Origin of the sequence: Candidatus Pelagibacter communis (assembly GCF_012932795.1) — a bacterium.
Lineage (GTDB): Bacteria > Pseudomonadota > Alphaproteobacteria > Pelagibacterales > Pelagibacteraceae > Pelagibacter > Pelagibacter ubique_S.
Map to the genome: position 1 here is coordinate 387679 of NZ_LANA01000001.1, position 16010 is coordinate 403688.

Here is a 16010-nt window from a genome sequence, read left to right on the forward strand (position 1 = left end):
GAGGCTGAGGGTTCAAATAATGAATCTCAGTCTGATACTTTAAAGAATAATGAGAAAATAAAGGAAACTACTCCTGAAGAAAAAATTTTAGAACTAGAAGACAAAGTGACTAGAACTTTTGCTGAGATGGAAAATCAGAGAAGAAGATTTGAAAAAGAAAGAGAAGATGCTTTTAGTTATGGTGGTTTTACTTTTGCAAAAGAAATATTAAATTTAATAGATAATTTTGAAAGATCAAAAAAAATTTTAGAAAATGATGAAGTCTTAAAAGATTCTGAGGCACTAAAAAAAACTTTGGAACATTTTGATATTATAAACAAAGATATGGTTTCTATTTTATCTAAAAATGGGATTACTCCTTTAGATTCTATTGGTAAAAAACTTGATCCAAATTTTCACCAAGCGATGATGGAAATTGAAGATGATCAAAAAGAACCTGGTACAATTATCCAAGAAATTCAAAAAGGCTTTATGATGAAAGATAGATTACTTAGGCCATCACTTGTAGGGGTTTCAAAAAAAAACGTTATTAAAGAAGAAAAAAATGAAGAAAACAAAGAAAATGGAGACAATTAATAATGTTTGTCAGAACTTGTAGATTAAAAAAAAACACTTATATGAAGGGTAGTATTAAATTATGAGCAAAATTATAGGAATAGATTTAGGAACAACAAATTCATGTGTGTCTATTATGGAGGGTAGTCAACCCAAAGTTTTAGAAAATGCAGAAGGTGCAAGAACAACCCCATCAGTCGTTGCGTTCACTGATGATGGGGAAAAACTCGTTGGGCAACCTGCAAAAAGACAAGCAGTAACTAATCCTGAAAATACTATATTTGCAGTAAAAAGATTAATTGGAAGAAATTTTGAAGACCCAACTGTAAAAAAAGATATTGCAGCAGCTCCTTTTAAAATTGTTAATTCAGAAAAAGGTGATGCTTGGATTGAAGCGAAGAATGAAAAATATTCTCCTTCTCAAATATCTGCATTTATTCTTCAAAAAATGAAAGAAACTGCTGAAAAATATTTGGGTCAAGAAGTAACCAAAGCTGTGATAACTGTTCCTGCTTACTTTAATGATGCACAAAGACAAGCAACTAAAGATGCTGGTAAAATTGCAGGCTTGGAAGTTCTTAGGATCATCAATGAGCCAACTGCTGCCTCTTTAGCTTATGGTTTAGATAAAAAACAAAATAAAAAAATTGCTGTATATGATTTAGGTGGTGGAACTTTTGATGTTTCAATCCTAGAATTGGGTGATGGCGTTTTTGAGGTTAAATCAACTAATGGAGATACATTTTTAGGTGGAGAAGATTTTGATAATGCTATTGTGGACTACTTAGTTGGTGAGTTTAAGAAAGATAACGGTATTGATTTAAAATCAGACAAACTAGCTTTACAAAGATTGAAAGAAGCTGCTGAAAAAGCAAAAATTGAACTTTCTTCTGCTGAACAAACAGATGTAAATTTACCATTTATTACTGCAGATAAAACGGGTCCAAAACATATTAACTTAAAAATGACTAGAGCTAAATTAGAAGCTTTGGTTGAAGGTTTAATTTCAAGAACACTTCCTCCTTGTAAAACAGCACTTAAAGATGCTGGTCTTACTGCTAGTGAAATCGATGAAATTGTAATGGTTGGTGGTATGACAAGAATGCCTAAAGTTTTGTCTGAAGTTAAAAATTTCTTTGGAAAAGAGCCAAACAAAAGTGTTAACCCAGATGAAGTTGTTGCGATGGGTGCTGCAATCCAAGCTGGAGTCCTTCAGGGTGATGTTAAGGATGTACTTCTCCTAGATGTAACACCATTATCACTTGGAATTGAAACTTTGGGTGGCGTATCAACAAAATTGATTGAAAAAAACACAACGATCCCTACAAAAAAAAGCCAAGTATTTTCTACAGCAGAAGATAACCAGCCTGCTGTGTCAATAAGAGTTCTTCAAGGTGAAAGAGAAATGGCCTCTGATAATAAGATGTTAGGAAATTTTGAATTAGTTGGTATTGCGCCAGCAGCAAGAGGGATACCTCAAATCGAAGTAACATTTGATATCGATGCAAATGGAATTGTTAGTGTTTCCGCGAAGGATAAAGGAACCGGAAAAGAACAAAAAATTCAAATTCAAGCTTCAGGTGGATTAAGTGATGAAGAAATAGAAAAAATGGTTAAAGATGCAGAAGCGAATAAAGATGAAGATAAAAAGAAAAGAGAGTCAGTAGATGCAAGAAATCAAGCTGATACATTAATTCATTCAACTGAAAAAAATCTTAAAGAGCATGGTGCTAAAATTTCTGATGCTGAAAAAAAAGCAATAGAAGATGCTTCTACAAACTTAAAAGAGGCTATAAAAGGAACAGATACCGAAGATATAAAAAAGAAAACAGAAACTTTAGTCCAAGCCTCAATGAAACTTGGTGAGGCCATTTACAAGTCTCAAGAAAAAAAAGAAGATTCTTCTAAGGATGGTGACAAAAATAATGAAGGAAAAAAAGACGATAATGTAGTTGATGCAGATTTTGAAGAAGTAAAAGAAGAAGTAAAAGAAGAAGAAAAAGAAAAAAATAAAGAAAAAAGTGCTTAAGACTTAAAACAACTATCATCTTAAAGTAACTTATGGCTAAAAGAGATTTTTATGACGTCTTAGGTGTCAGCAAAAGTGCAAGTCCAGAAGAATTAAAATCAGCTTATAGAAAGCTTGCAGTAAAACATCACCCTGATAAAAATCCTGGTAACAAGGCTTCTGAGGAAAAGTTCAAAGAGGCTGGTGAAGCATATGGAATTCTTTCTGATTCAGAAAAAAAACAAAACTATGATAATTTTGGTCATGCAGCTTTTGAGGGCGGAGGTGGAAGGCAAGGTGGAGGCTTTAGTGGTGGCTTTGGTGGAGCTGATTTTTCAGATATTTTTGAAGATTTTTTTGGAGATTTTGGTGGTGGTGGAAGATCAAGAGGCAGAAGAAACACTAATAACAGAGGATCCGATTTAAGGTACGATTTATCAATTACTCTTGAAGAAGCTTATGAGGGAAAAAAACAAGATATAAAATTTTCAACAACTGAGAAATGTATTACTTGTAAAGGAAATGGCACCAAGCCTGGTCACTCTCCAGATAGATGTACAGTTTGTGGTGGAAATGGTAAAGTAAGATCTAATCAGGGATTTTTTACTGTCCAGCAAACTTGTCCTCAATGTCAAGGATCTGGGGAAGAAATTACAAATCCTTGTGTTGACTGTAATGGCCAAGGTAATAAGCAAGCCTCAAAAAAAATATCAGTGACGATACCGAAGGGTGTTGATGATGGAACACGAATAAGATTAGCAGGTAAAGGTGAGGCTGGTACTAAAGGAGGAGCTAGTGGAGATTTATATTTATTTATCAATGTTTATTCTCATGATTTATTTAAAAGATCTGATGAAAATTTATTTTTTGAATTTCCAATATCAATTGCGGATGCTGCCTTAGGCACTACAATTGAGATACCTACTATTGATGGTGGAAAAGCAAAGATTAAAATACCAGATGGGACTCAAAATGGAAAACAATTTAGACTCAAAGGTAAAGGAATGCCTTATATGCGTGGTAGTGGAAATGGAGATCTTTATGTTCAGGTAAATACTGAGGTCCCCATTTCACTAAATAAAGAACAAAAAGAATTACTTGAAAAATTTAGAGAAATTGAGAATGAAAGATCAAATCCAAGTATCAAAAAATTCTTTCAAAAAGCTAAAAGTTTTTGGAAAAACTAAAGACTAATTAGTTAAAAAAGGTTAATATTTTCTCAAGATGAAAAAAATTAATTTAGCAATTTCTGGATGTCTTGGAAGAATGGGCAAGCAACTTATTAAATCTTCTAAATCTAATAATAACTTTAAACTAGTGGCTCTTACAGAAAGCAAACCTCTTAATAAAAAGATAGCAGGTATCAAGCTTAGTCAAAACACAGATCAAACTTTTGAAAATACAGATGTAATAATAGATTTTACTGTTCCTAAATGTACTCTTGAAATTCTTAAAATAGCATCAAAATTAAAAAAAAAAGTAGTCATTGGTACAACTGGATTTTCTCAAAAAGAAGAAAATTCAATAAAAAAGTATTCAAAGCAAATTTCAATTTTAAAAGCTGGAAATATGAGTTTAGGTGTTAATTTACTGATGTATTTAACTGAAATAGCTTCAAAATCATTAAATGATGAATATTTAAGCAAAATATTTGAAGCTCATCATAAACACAAGAAGGATTACCCATCAGGAACTGCTTTAATGCTTGGAAAAGGAATAGCGAATGGAAAAGATAAAAAATTTTATAGCGTAATTGGTAAAAAATTTCTAAACAAAAAAAATTTTCCATATGGGGAAAAAATTAATTTCAATTCAATTAGAAAAGGAGAAGTTGTTGGAGAACATGAAGTTTTATTTTCAAGTGGTAAAGAAATTATAAAATTAAATCATGAGGCATTTGATAGAGCTCTTTATTCGGATGGTGCTTTATCTGCTGCAATATGGCTTAGAACTAAAAAACCTGGACTTTATTCAATGAGGGATTTATTGAATTTCAAATAATGAATGAGAAAATTAAAGCAAAGAAGATATTAAAAATTTTAAATAAAATTTATCCAAACACTCCAATTCCATTAAATCATAGCAATAAATTTACACTTTTGACTTCTGTGCTTTTATCTGCTCAATGCACTGATTTGAATGTTAACAATGTTACTAAAAATATATATCCCAAATATAATAAGCCTGAACACTTTGTTAAATTAGGAAGAAAAAAAATTGAAAAATTAATTAAAAGCATCGGTATTTTTCGAATAAAAGCAAAAAGTATTTATTTGATGTCTAAATTACTTTTGGAAAAACATGGTGGTAAAGTGCCCAAAAACTTTGAGGAACTTGAAAAACTACCTGGTGTAGGTCATAAAACTGCAAGTGTAGTTATGTCCCAAGGTTTTGGTATACCAGCTTTTGCGGTAGATACACATATCCATAGGTTGGCACAAAGATGGGGAATAACTAATGGCAAAAGTGTTATTCAAACTGAAGTTGACTTAAAAAAATTATTTCCTAAAAAAACATGGAACAAATTACATTTGCAAATAATTTATTATGGTAGAGAATTTTGTAAAGCTAGAGAGTGTTTTGGTTTAACTTGTAAAATTTGCACAACTTGTTATCCTAATCGCAAAAATCCAATTAAAACAAAAAAAGCTTAATATGAAGATACTTGGAATCGGAAATGCGATTGTTGATGTTATATGTAAAGTGCAAGAACAATACCTGATAGATAATGAATTAACAAAAGGGACAATGAAATTAGTTGATGAAATTGAATTTCAAAAACTTTTATCTACTCTCAAAATTGATAAAACAATTTCTGGTGGGTCAGTTGCAAATTCTATTGTTGGATTGTCTCAATTAGGAAATAGTGTTGGATTTATAGGAAAAATTAATGATGATAAGCTTGGTCAAAAATATGAAGAAGGCCTAGTTGAAGAGAAGGTGCAATATTATTATAAAAAAAAAGAGGAACCTTTATCTACAGGAACCTGCTTAATCTTAATAACTCCTGATGCAGAAAGAACAATGGTTACCTTTTTAGGTATAGCAGGCAAGATTAGTGAAAAAGATATCAATGAAAAAGCAGTCAAAGAAAGTGAAATAATATTTCTTGAAGGATATTTATGGGATAAGGGAGAGCCAAAAAATGCTTTTGATAAAGCAATGTCATTATCAAATAAAAAAGCAATGTCTTTATCTGATCAATTTTGTGTTAACAGACACAAAGATGATTTTTTAGACTTAGTTAAAAATAAGCTTGATATTACTTTTGCTAATGAACAGGAAATTAAGTCATTAATTGATACAAATAACTTCAATGAAATTATTACATTTGGAAAACAATTGGGAAAACACTTGATTATTACCCGAGGAGAAAAAGGTAGTGTGGCTATTAATGGTTCTAATGTTACAGAGTGCAAAAGTGAACCAGGCTTAAAAATAGTAGACCTAACAGGAGCTGGAGATTTATTTGCAGCAGGATTTCTACACGGCTTTATCAATGGCAAGTCAACAAAAGACTCTCTTGAAAAAGGTACTGAAATGTCTGCAAAGATAATTCAAAAGGTTGGTGCTAGATTAAATCATTTATAATTTATTCAATAAAATAACCATCTTTATGGCTTAAGATAAAATTTTTGTCCTTAAATTTATCGGTAATTTTTTTTCTAAGCCTATAAATGTGTGTTTCAACTGTGTGCGTTTCTATATCTAATGAATATCTCCAAATATTTTTTTGTAAATCAGATACACTATGTTTCTTTTTTGCATCACTTAAATATAAAATAATCGCAACTTCTTTTTCAGTTAGTTTCAAACTTAAATCATCCTTAGAAAAAAACTTTGAATTTAAATTTAACTCATATCCATTTATATAAATTTTAGATTGATGATTAAATTTTAATTTTATTAATTCAATATTTATTAGTTCTAAAAGTTTTTTAAAAGGTAGTGGAAAAATACCGATATTGAAAAAATTTTTTTCATCTATATTTTTATTTAATAATTTTGAATTAGATTTCATAACTATTAAGGAATTTTCTATATTTAAACCAGTATCTTTAATAAAATCTGACTCATTTTCATATTTTATTATCTCAAAAAATAAATTTTCTTTAATCTCATATAAGATTTCATATAGTGAGTTAAAATTTATTATAAAAACATTTTGTTTAATCATATCTAATATTACTCATGATAATTCATGTTAAAAATAAACACACTCTAATAATTGATGATTTTGAGCTTAAGTGTTGTATTGGTAAAATGGGTTCTAAATATAATAAAAAGGAAGGTGATTATTCAACTCCTATTGGTCAATTTTCTTTAGGAAAATTATATTATAGACAAGATCGGGAAAAAAAGCTGGAAACAAAGATTACAACAAGAGTGATAAAAAAAAGTATGGGATGGTGTAATGATCCATTAAACACTTACTATAACAAAGAGATTTTAATTAATAAAAAAATCAAACATGAAAAATTATTTAGAAAAGATAATTTGTATGATTATTTAATAGTTATTAATTACAATATTGGAAAGATAAAAAAAGATAAAGGAAGTGCTATTTTTATTCATCTTACAAAAAATTATAAACCCACTGCTGGATGTGTAGCTTTAAAAAAAAAGGATTTTATCATTTTGACAAAATTAATAAACAATAAGACTAAAATTAAAATTTTTTAATCTCTGTTACCAAATATCTTAGAACCTATTCTAAGATGTGTAGCACCATTTTCGGCTGCCTCTAAAAAATCACTAGACATCCCCATACTAACGCAACCTAAATTCAATTTATCAGATAATAATTTCATTTTAGAAAAATAATTTATTGCACTTTGATTAATTGGGGGCAAGCACATCAGTCCTATAATATCTAAGTCTAGCACGTTAATACATTTTAAATAAAATTCTTCTGCATTTTCTATAGATATCCCATTTTTTTGAGGTTCATTTCCAATATTAATTTGGATAAAAATTTTAAGTCTTTTATTTTGCTTTATTTGCTCACTAGAAATTTTTTCTGCTAACTTAAGATTATCTAAGGAATGTATATAATCAAATAAAGGGATTACATATTTAACTTTATTAGATTGTAGTTTACCTATCATGTGAAGCTTAACTTCATCAAAATCATTTTTAATTGATGTCCATTTTTCTAACGACTCCTGAACTTTATTTTCACCGAAATGACGATGTCCATGGTTAATTAGGGGTAATATTTCACTCACTGGGAAAGTTTTGCTTACAGCAATTATTGTGGGCGTAATATTAACTTTTGCCTTTAATATGCTTTCTATTGAGTTTAAATTAGTAATACTATTATGCATAAACACCTACCTAAAATTTATTATTTTATAAATAAATTTGACCTTAAGGAATTACAAACAATTAATAAAAGTGTATCCATTATATACAGAAACTATGAAAAAAGTGTAGATGAAAAAACAATAAATCTAATAAAAAAATACTGTAAAAAGAATAAACAAAAAATTTTTATCTCTAATAACTTTAAAATTGCAATTAAATTAAAGCTAGATGGTCTTTATATACCTTCATTTAATAGAGTTCTTAATACTCACAATTATTCTAAGCCTTTAAATTTTCATATTATCGGTTCAGCTCATAATGAAATGGAAATCAGAATTAAGGAGAATCAGGGCTGTGAGTTAGTTTTTTTATCACCAATTTTTAAGATTAAAAAACAAAAAACATTCTTAAATATAATCAAATTTAATAAAATTTCTTTATACAAAAAAGTACCTCTAATAGCTTTAGGAGGTATCAATAATGAAAATTTAAAAAAAATTAATATTTTAAGGTGTGTGGGGTTTGCAGGTATAAGCTGGATAAAAAAAAACGGCCTAAATAAATTTAGGCCGCTTTTAAAAGTCTAAAATGTACTAATTAGAACGCAAGTCCAACAGCGATTTCGTTAATCGTTAGTTTTCCACCAGTTGATTGGTAGTCAACATTATTTGTTTCTGTTCTGTACGCTTTGATAGACATAGAGCCCATTGAGTACGCAGCTTGGATAGATTTCATATCCATAGTTACGTCTGTAACAACAGTTGACTCTGCAGTACTTGAAGCCTGAGCATCGTAAGTATCTTCCGCTTTAGCAAATGATACAGATAGATTATCATTTACGTTAAACGCAATTGATACAGTTTCTGCTTCAAAAATACCAGCTGAAGTAGCTCCGTTAACTTCTTTTTCTGCAGTTATAGCTAATGCAGCACTTTGTGTACCAGCATCAAGGTATGATTTAGAGTAACCAACTGAGACAGGTCCGTATGCGTAGTTTACATAGTAAACTCCGTCAAAAGAATCTCTAACACCTACTGTAGTACTATCAGTTTCTCTCTCAGAACCGAAAACACCCACAGTCGCACCGTGACCAGAGAAAGTAAGACCTAAAGATTTACCTGAAGACCAAGCAGCAGAAGCACTTGCTCCACCATCATTAGTCGCAGTATCATTAGCTTCAGGAGCGTATTCAACATCAGCAGTAACTGAAATTCCACCTAAATCAAATGCAGGTGAAGTATACGCGATACCATTGTTATCGTTGTAACTTCCAACAAAGTTTGCTGAAAGTGATGTAGCACCGCCATCATCAACTTCTTCATACGCTTTAGGAGTTTGAACATCATACTTAGTAGAATTTCCACCGTATCCTGTTCCCATTGTTATAGATCCCAAAGACCCCATAACCATCGTAAGTGCAGATGAAGATAGTGCCATAGCATCTTTAAGTAAAGTGTAACCACTAAAAGTAAAACCATTATCTAATTCACCTGATCCAGATACTGTAAAGTCTTTATCAGTTCCAAGTCCTGATCCGTGATCCGGATTAGCACCTTGGAGTGCATTAGTTGAGTTAACACTTCCTGTATTACCGCTTTGAGTAGAGTAAGTAGCATTAAACGAACCTGATACTGACATCTCCCCAGCTTGAGCACCTACTGCAACTAGCGAACCTGCTAATGCTGTAAGTCCTATTTTTTTTAAGTTATTCATATATATCCTTTTGTTATTATTATTCATGAATGTAGAAAATTTACTTGTTTTTTTTTTTTATTGGATAATATTTTTGTTTAAATAGCCTTTTTTTTCTTTTTGTGACATTTATACAACTAAAATAGACCCTAATTTTATTGATTTTTGCCTATTTATCGTGTTTTTACTCATTAACATGAAAAAAATTTTTATTATATTTGCTGTATGCTCGATATTTTTGTCTGGTTGTGGCATTTATAAAAGGTCAGATATTAAAGATAATCCCACAGAGGTGAATAAAAGAGTTGAAAAGAATTTAAGAGAGGGAAAGGGCATACGTTTTGGTAGTTTATCAGGCAATAATAGTGGAACTTTCGATTTTGCTTCTTCAAACCCAATGTGGCAAGCATCAATAAGTATATTAGATTTTGTTTCATTTGCTAACGTCAGTTATTCTGGTGGTATAATCATAACTGATTGGTTTAACGATTCCTCGCAAACAGAAAATATTAGAGATATAAAAATCACTATTAAATTTTTAAGTAATGAAATACGAGCAGATGGATTACAAATTGACGTTCATGAACGAATTTGTAAAAAAAATAATTCAAACTCATGCAAAATTAATAAGATTAAATCTAAAATATCAAGTGAATTAAAGTTAGCTATTTTGAAAAAAGCTTCAAGACTAGAAAATGATATAGTTACTAAAAATATAAAAAAAAATAAAAGAGTACTTCCTAGAAAAGACAAATGATAATATAAGATTGTTCTTAGTTTTTTTATGAACAAAAATTAGTTTATATATTAAAGTGCAGAGATATAATTTCAAAACAATAGAAAGAAAATGGCAAAAATTTTGGGATGCCAATAATTTTTTTAAGTCTGAAATTGATAAAAATAAAAAAAAATTTTATTGCCTTGAGATGTTTCCATATCCATCTGGTAAAATACATATGGGGCATGTACGTAATTATACTATTGGAGATGTTCTTTCTAGATTTAAAAAAATGCAGGGCTTTAACGTTTTGCATCCAATGGGCTGGGACTCATTTGGTATGCCTGCAGAAAATGCAGCTAGATTAAATAACCTAGATCCTAAAACTTGGACCGAAAACAATATTGCTATTATGAGGGGTCAACTAAAACTTCTTGGTTTATCAATTGACTGGGACAAAGAAATTTCAACCTGTTCTCCAGAATACTATAAACACCAACAAAAATTTTTTTTAGAAATGCTGAATAAAGGATTGGTTTATAGAAAAGAAAATTATGTTAATTGGGACCCGATCGATCAAACAGTACTAGCAAATGAACAAGTTATAGATGGTAAGGGTTGGCGATCAGGAGCAATTGTTAAAAGAAAAAAATTAAATCAATGGTTTTTTAGTATATCTAAATTTTCTGAAGAATTACTTTCTGGTCTTGATCAATTACAACAATGGCCCAACAAAGTAAAGGTCATGCAAAGAAACTGGATTGGTAAATCTTTTGGATGTGAAATAAATTTTCAAATAAAAGGAAATGATCCTGTAGATAATATTAAATGTTTTACTACAAGACCGGACACTTTATTTGGACTATCTTTTTTAGCTTTGTCAGTTGACCACCCTGTTGCAAAATTTTATGAAAAAAATGCAAACTTTATAAAATTTAAAAATGAATGTTCTAAAACTGGGACAACTGAAGAATCTATTGCTCAAGCTGAAAAAATAGGTTTCAAAACAAATTTAACAGCAATAAATCCTTTAGATAAAAACATTCAAGTACCCGTTTATTTTGCAAATTTTGTTTTAATGGATTATGGTTTTGGAGCAGTATTTGGCTGTCCAGCTCATGATCAAAGAGATTTGGATTTTGCATTAAAATATGAATTAAATGTTATTCCAGTTGTAAAACCTAAAGATTTACTTAAACCTTATCAAATTGAAAAAGAGGCTTATACAGGGCCAGGTGTAATTTTTAACTCAAATTTTCTTAATGGTTTAAAGGCCCCTGAAGAATCTATAAATGAAACAATTAAAATTTTAGAAAAAAAAAAAATAGGTATAAAAAAAATTAATTTTAGATTGAAAGACTGGGGTATTTCTAGACAAAGATACTGGGGGTGTCCAATTCCAATAGCTTATAATAAAAGTGGTAAAATTGTAAAAATCCCAGAAGAAATGTTACCTATAAAATTGCCAGAAAAAATTGACTTAAATACCAAAGGGAATCCTTTAGACCATCATAATACTTGGAAAAAAATAATAATTAATGGTGAAGAATGTACAATGGAGACAGATACCTTGGATACTTTTGTAGACTCTTCTTGGTATTTTTTAAGATTTTGTTCCTCTAAAAATAATGATTACGGATTTGATTATGATGACGTAAATTATTGGTTGCCTGTTGATCAATATATCGGTGGTATAGAACATGCAATTTTACATCTTTTGTATTCAAGATTCTTTATGCAGGCCATTGGGTATAAAAATAATAAATTTAACCACACCGAACCTTTTAGGGGCTTATTTACACAAGGCATGGTTTGTCATCAAACATACAAAAATGATAAAAACCAATGGTTGAGCCCAGATGAAGTGGACTCAGAAGATGGTAAAAATTATTTTATTAAAAAGAATCCTAAATCTATAATTAAAGTTGGGCCATCTGAGTCAATGTCAAAATCAAAAAAAAATACTATAGATCCAACCGAAATGATAAATAGTTATGGAGCAGATGCAGTAAGATTATTTATTTTATCGGATAGTCCTCCAGAAAAGGATATTCAGTGGTCAGATCAAGGAATGATTTCAGCTTATAAATTTTTACAAAAGTTTTGGAGAATGCACATAGAGATATTGAGCCAAATTAAGGAAAAAAAAGTTGGATTAGAATTAGATGATAACACTTTATCCAAATTTACAAATCTGATTCTAGAAAAAATTGAAAAAAATTTAAATAATTTTCAATACAATGTTATTGTAGCTAGTTTTCACGAAATTTATAATTTTTTAAGTAAGCAAATTAAAAAGGACATAACCTTTTCAGTTTTATTAGAAAATTATTTAAAAATTTTAAAAATTATGAATCCAATTATTCCTCACTTTACAACTGAGTGTATGGAGAATTTAGGTTATAACAATAAAGAGTTATTTTGGCCAGTTTTAGATAAAAAACATGTTGTAGAAGCGAGAGCAAATATAGTTGTACAAATCAATGGTAAAAAAAGATGTTTAATAAACACGGTGATAAATATCGATGAAAATAACTTAATAACAACTATTAAAGACGACCCAGCAATTAAAAAATACTTAAGTGAAAAAAAAATTAAAAAAACTATCTATATTAAAAATAAATTAATAAACATATTAATATGAAGATTTATAATCAAATATTTATAATTATATTAATTTTTATAAATTCGTGTGGATACAATCCTATATATTTAGAAAAAAAAAATTATTTCTCAATCACGTCTATAGAACTTAAAGATAAAAACCAGATATCTTATAAAATTAAAAATAGTCTTAAAAAGTATATCAATATAGAAAATAAGCCAAAAACATATGCTGTTAGCATAAAATCTAATAAACAAATTAGAACGACCTCGAAAGATAAAAAAGGAAATGCCAAAACTCTAGAATATAAAATCTCTGTACAAATGGTGTTTTCAGATTTAGATAATAAATACGAAAAAACTTTTGAAGAGACCTTTGGTTATCAAAATAGATCTAATAAGTTTAATTTAAAAAGATACGAGAATGATATTCAGAACAATTTAATTGAGAAAATTGTTTTTGATATAAATCAATTTCTCTATCAATTAGAAAAATGATTTTAAAATCATTTGAACTTAATAAAATAAAATTAAATAAATACAATTTTTATCTTTTTTATGGAGATAATGAGGGCTTAAAAGAAGAAATTATAAAGAATTTATTTGAGAAGAATTACCAAGATAAAATAAGTAGATATGAGGAAAAAGAAATCTTAGATAACAAAAGTGATTTTTTTAATGGTGTATTTACAAAATCATTCTTTGATAATGAAAAGCTTATAATTGTTAATAGAGCTACAGATAAATCAAAAGTCATTATTGAAGAATTAGTTAAAAAAAATCCAAAGGATGTTCTGATTATCTTAAATTCAAAAAATCTTGAAAAAAAATCAATTTTACGAAAGTTTTTTGAAAAAGAAAAGTCTATCATTTGTGCACCATGCTACGAAGATAACAATCAAACTTTAAATGCTATAATTAATAGTTTTTTTAGAAATAGAAAAATTTCTATTTCTCAACAATTAATAAATATTTTAATTGAGAGAAGTAGAGGTGATAGAAAAAATTTAAATAATGAATTAGAAAAAATTAATAATTATTCCTTAAATAAAAAAAACATAACTTTACAAGAAATTACTAAACTAACAAATCTTGCAGATAACTATAGTGCCTCAGAACTTGTTGATAATTCTCTTGCTAAAAACACTAGAAAAACAGTTACTATTTTAAATGAAAATAAATTTACAGAAGAAGACAATATAATAATTATAAGAACTTTGATATCAAAGTTAAAAAGATTATTAAAAATTTGTGAATTTATAGATAATAAAAATAGCATTGTAGAAGCAGTTTCATCTTTTAAGCCACCTATTTTCTGGAGGGACAAACAAATTGTGACACAACAGTTAAATAATTGGAAAAGAGAAGAATTGAAAGATTTAATTTATAAAAGTAATGAAATTGAACTTTTAATTAAAAAAAATTCGAGCATAGGTAAAAATATATTATCTGACTTTATAATTAGCAATTCTAAAAAAGCTAATAATTAGATTTTATAATTTCAATAATTTTATTTAATTGATCTAAATCTTTATATTCTAAGACCAATGAACCTGTATTATTTCTTTTATTTTTAATAGAAACATTGAGCCCAATTTTTTCTACAATCGACAATTCTAGAGCCTGTATGTTTGGATTATTTGATTTTACATATGATTTTTTTTTTTTTTTAAAAATTTTTACAAAATTTTCAGCTTGTCTTACGGAAAGTTTTTTTTCTATTATTTTGGATGCAACAAAGTCTGCATTATCTAATCCTACTAATACTTTGGCGTGACCAGGGGTTAATTTATTTGTTTCGATTAATTTTAATACCCCCTCTGGTAAACCTAGTAATCTTAAAAAATTAGTTATGTGACTTCGGCTTTTTCCTATAAATTTTGCAACTTTTTCTTGGTCGTATGAAAATTCTTTAATAAGGCGTTGGTAGCCTCTTGCTTCTTCAACTGCGTTTAAGTCATTTCTTTGAACATTTTCAATAATTGCAAATTCTAATGATTTCAAATCATTAACATCAGTAATTACAACTGGAACTTCATGTAGTCCTGCTTTTTGTGCTGCTAACCATCTTCTCTCACCAGCGATTATTTCATATTTAGAATTATCTTCCTTGAATTTTCGAACAATGATTGGCTGAATAATTCCTCTTTCTTTTATTGAATTTGTTAAATCTTGCAAACTATCTTCATCAAACAGTTTTCTTGGTTGATACCTATTGCTCAAAAGGTCACTTATCAAAACTTTATTAATATTTATATCAACTTTAGTTTCTCCTATTAATGATGACAAGCCTCTGCCCAAACCTTTTTTTATTTTGTTTGCATCCATTACGCGGCACTTCCTATTTTTTGTTCTTGATTAATAAATTCATCTGTAAAACTAAAATACGACTTACTTCCTGGACATGACTTATCATAGATTAAAACCGGCATACCATGTGATGGTGCTTCTGATAACCTTACGTTTCTGGGTATGATGGTAATATAAACTTTTTCTTTAAAATAATCTCTAGCTTCTTTTTCAACTTGAGAAGAAAGTTTGTTTCTTTTGTCATACATGGTCAAAAGAATTCCTCTAATTTTTAATTCTGGATTTAAATTAATTTTTATTCTGTCTATAGTTTTTAATAACTGCGTAACTCCTTCTAATGCGAAAAACTCTGCTTGTAATGGCACTACTAAAGAGTTTGAGGAGACTAAGGCCATAACAGTTAACAAGCTCAGCGATGGTGGACAGTCTATAAGGATATAATCATAAAATCCTTCAGAATCATTTAAATATGCGGTTAATTTAACCTTCAATAAAAAGGCTCTTTCATTATCCCCAGCTGTCTCCACTTCTAGCCCAGATAGATCTACATTGGATGATATTAAATCTAGATTCTCTACCTTAGTTTTTTTTATTACATCTGAAATTGATTTTGTTCCATTCAATACTCCATAAATTGTATCACTAGAATTTTGCATATTAGACAGACCAAGACCTGTTGTGGCATTTCCTTGAGGGTCGAGATCAATTACCAAAATTTTTTTTTGTTGTTGTGCCAAGCCTGCAGCAAGATTAATAACGGTTGTTGTTTTCCCCACTCCACCCTTTTGGTTTATTATTGAAATAATTTGCATTTTA

The 16010-nt window shown here is 29.0% G+C and carries 17 protein-coding genes; 12 read left to right on the top strand and 5 right to left on the bottom strand.

The window, feature by feature from the left end; translation table 11 throughout:
* The 6 genes from VP91_RS02015 to VP91_RS02040 form a co-directional block, all read left to right on the top strand.
* Positions 1-576 (top strand): nucleotide exchange factor GrpE (locus tag VP91_RS02015; RefSeq protein ID WP_248289199.1); only part of this gene is annotated, 576 nt, incomplete at its 5' end.
* Between the two features lie 61 nt (positions 577-637).
* Positions 638-2584 (top strand): molecular chaperone DnaK, encoded by a 1947-nt coding sequence (dnaK, locus tag VP91_RS02020; protein ID WP_169035769.1) that lies wholly within the window; start codon positions 638-640, stop codon positions 2582-2584.
* A gap of 32 nt (positions 2585-2616) precedes the next feature.
* Positions 2617-3750, top strand: a complete 1134-nt coding sequence (gene dnaJ / locus VP91_RS02025) for a molecular chaperone DnaJ (RefSeq protein ID WP_169035770.1) — start codon at positions 2617-2619, stop codon at positions 3748-3750.
* A 37-nt stretch (positions 3751-3787) separates the two neighbouring features.
* Complete coding sequence (gene dapB, locus VP91_RS02030) at positions 3788-4564, top strand: 4-hydroxy-tetrahydrodipicolinate reductase (RefSeq protein WP_169035771.1); 777 nt, start codon at positions 3788-3790, stop codon at positions 4562-4564.
* Positions 4564-5217 (top strand): endonuclease III, encoded by a 654-nt coding sequence (nth, locus tag VP91_RS02035; RefSeq protein WP_169035772.1) that lies wholly within the window; start codon positions 4564-4566, stop codon positions 5215-5217. Before dapB ends, nth begins: the two co-directional genes overlap by 1 nt.
* A gap of 1 nt (position 5218) precedes the next feature.
* On the top strand, positions 5219-6154 hold the full coding sequence (locus VP91_RS02040; protein WP_169035773.1) for an adenosine kinase: 936 nt from the start codon (positions 5219-5221) through the stop codon (positions 6152-6154).
* A gap of 1 nt (position 6155) precedes the next feature.
* On the opposite strand, the gene VP91_RS02045 is transcribed toward VP91_RS02040, so the two are convergent.
* Positions 6156-6740 carry a helix-turn-helix domain-containing protein gene (locus tag VP91_RS02045; protein ID WP_169035774.1) on the bottom strand — a complete coding sequence of 195 codons (585 nt, stop codon included), beginning with the start codon at positions 6738-6740 and terminating at the stop codon, positions 6156-6158.
* A gap of 14 nt (positions 6741-6754) precedes the next feature.
* Between VP91_RS02045 and VP91_RS02050 the strand changes: the two genes are divergently transcribed.
* Positions 6755-7246 (top strand): L,D-transpeptidase family protein, encoded by a 492-nt coding sequence (locus tag VP91_RS02050; RefSeq protein WP_169035775.1) that lies wholly within the window; start codon positions 6755-6757, stop codon positions 7244-7246.
* Here VP91_RS02050 and VP91_RS02055 read toward each other — a convergent pair.
* The gene (locus VP91_RS02055) at positions 7243-7890 is read right to left on the bottom strand and encodes a YggS family pyridoxal phosphate-dependent enzyme (protein WP_169035776.1); all 648 of its coding nucleotides are present in this window, start codon (positions 7888-7890) and stop codon (positions 7243-7245) included. The genes VP91_RS02050 and VP91_RS02055 overlap by 4 nt on opposite strands.
* Between VP91_RS02055 and VP91_RS02060 the strand changes: the two genes are divergently transcribed.
* Positions 7885-8457 (top strand): thiamine phosphate synthase, encoded by a 573-nt coding sequence (locus tag VP91_RS02060; protein ID WP_169035777.1) that lies wholly within the window; start codon positions 7885-7887, stop codon positions 8455-8457. The two genes, VP91_RS02055 and VP91_RS02060, sit on opposite strands and share 6 nt — an antisense overlap.
* A gap of 10 nt (positions 8458-8467) precedes the next feature.
* Here VP91_RS02060 and VP91_RS02065 read toward each other — a convergent pair whose 3' ends face one another.
* Complete coding sequence (locus tag VP91_RS02065; RefSeq protein WP_169035778.1) at positions 8468-9583, bottom strand: hypothetical protein; 1116 nt, start codon at positions 9581-9583, stop codon at positions 8468-8470.
* Between the two features lie 175 nt (positions 9584-9758).
* Between VP91_RS02065 and VP91_RS02070 the strand changes: the two genes are divergently transcribed.
* The 4 genes from VP91_RS02070 to holA are packed head-to-tail and all read left to right on the top strand — an operon-like array spanning position 9759 to position 14374.
* Entirely contained in the window at positions 9759-10319 is a 561-nt protein-coding gene (locus VP91_RS02070) for a DUF3576 domain-containing protein (RefSeq protein WP_169035779.1), read from the top strand.
* A 55-nt stretch (positions 10320-10374) separates the two neighbouring features.
* On the top strand, positions 10375-12924 hold the full coding sequence (gene leuS / locus VP91_RS02075; RefSeq protein WP_169035780.1) for a leucine--tRNA ligase: 2550 nt from the start codon (positions 10375-10377) through the stop codon (positions 12922-12924).
* A complete protein-coding gene (locus tag VP91_RS02080; RefSeq protein WP_169035781.1) occupies positions 12921-13382 on the top strand; it encodes a hypothetical protein in 462 nt (153 codons plus the stop codon). Before leuS ends, VP91_RS02080 begins: the two co-directional genes overlap by 4 nt.
* A complete protein-coding gene (gene holA / locus VP91_RS02085) occupies positions 13379-14374 on the top strand; it encodes a DNA polymerase III subunit delta (RefSeq protein ID WP_169035782.1) in 996 nt (331 codons plus the stop codon). The genes VP91_RS02080 and holA overlap by 4 nt, the downstream gene beginning before the upstream one ends.
* Here holA and VP91_RS02090 read toward each other — a convergent pair.
* On the bottom strand, positions 14364-15212 hold the full coding sequence (locus VP91_RS02090; RefSeq protein WP_169035783.1) for a ParB/RepB/Spo0J family partition protein: 849 nt from the start codon (positions 15210-15212) through the stop codon (positions 14364-14366). The two genes, holA and VP91_RS02090, sit on opposite strands and share 11 nt — an antisense overlap.
* Positions 15212-16006 (bottom strand): ParA family protein, encoded by a 795-nt coding sequence (locus VP91_RS02095; protein ID WP_169035784.1) that lies wholly within the window; start codon positions 16004-16006, stop codon positions 15212-15214. The genes VP91_RS02090 and VP91_RS02095 overlap by 1 nt, the downstream gene beginning before the upstream one ends.
* Between the last annotated feature and the right edge of the window lie 4 nt (positions 16007-16010).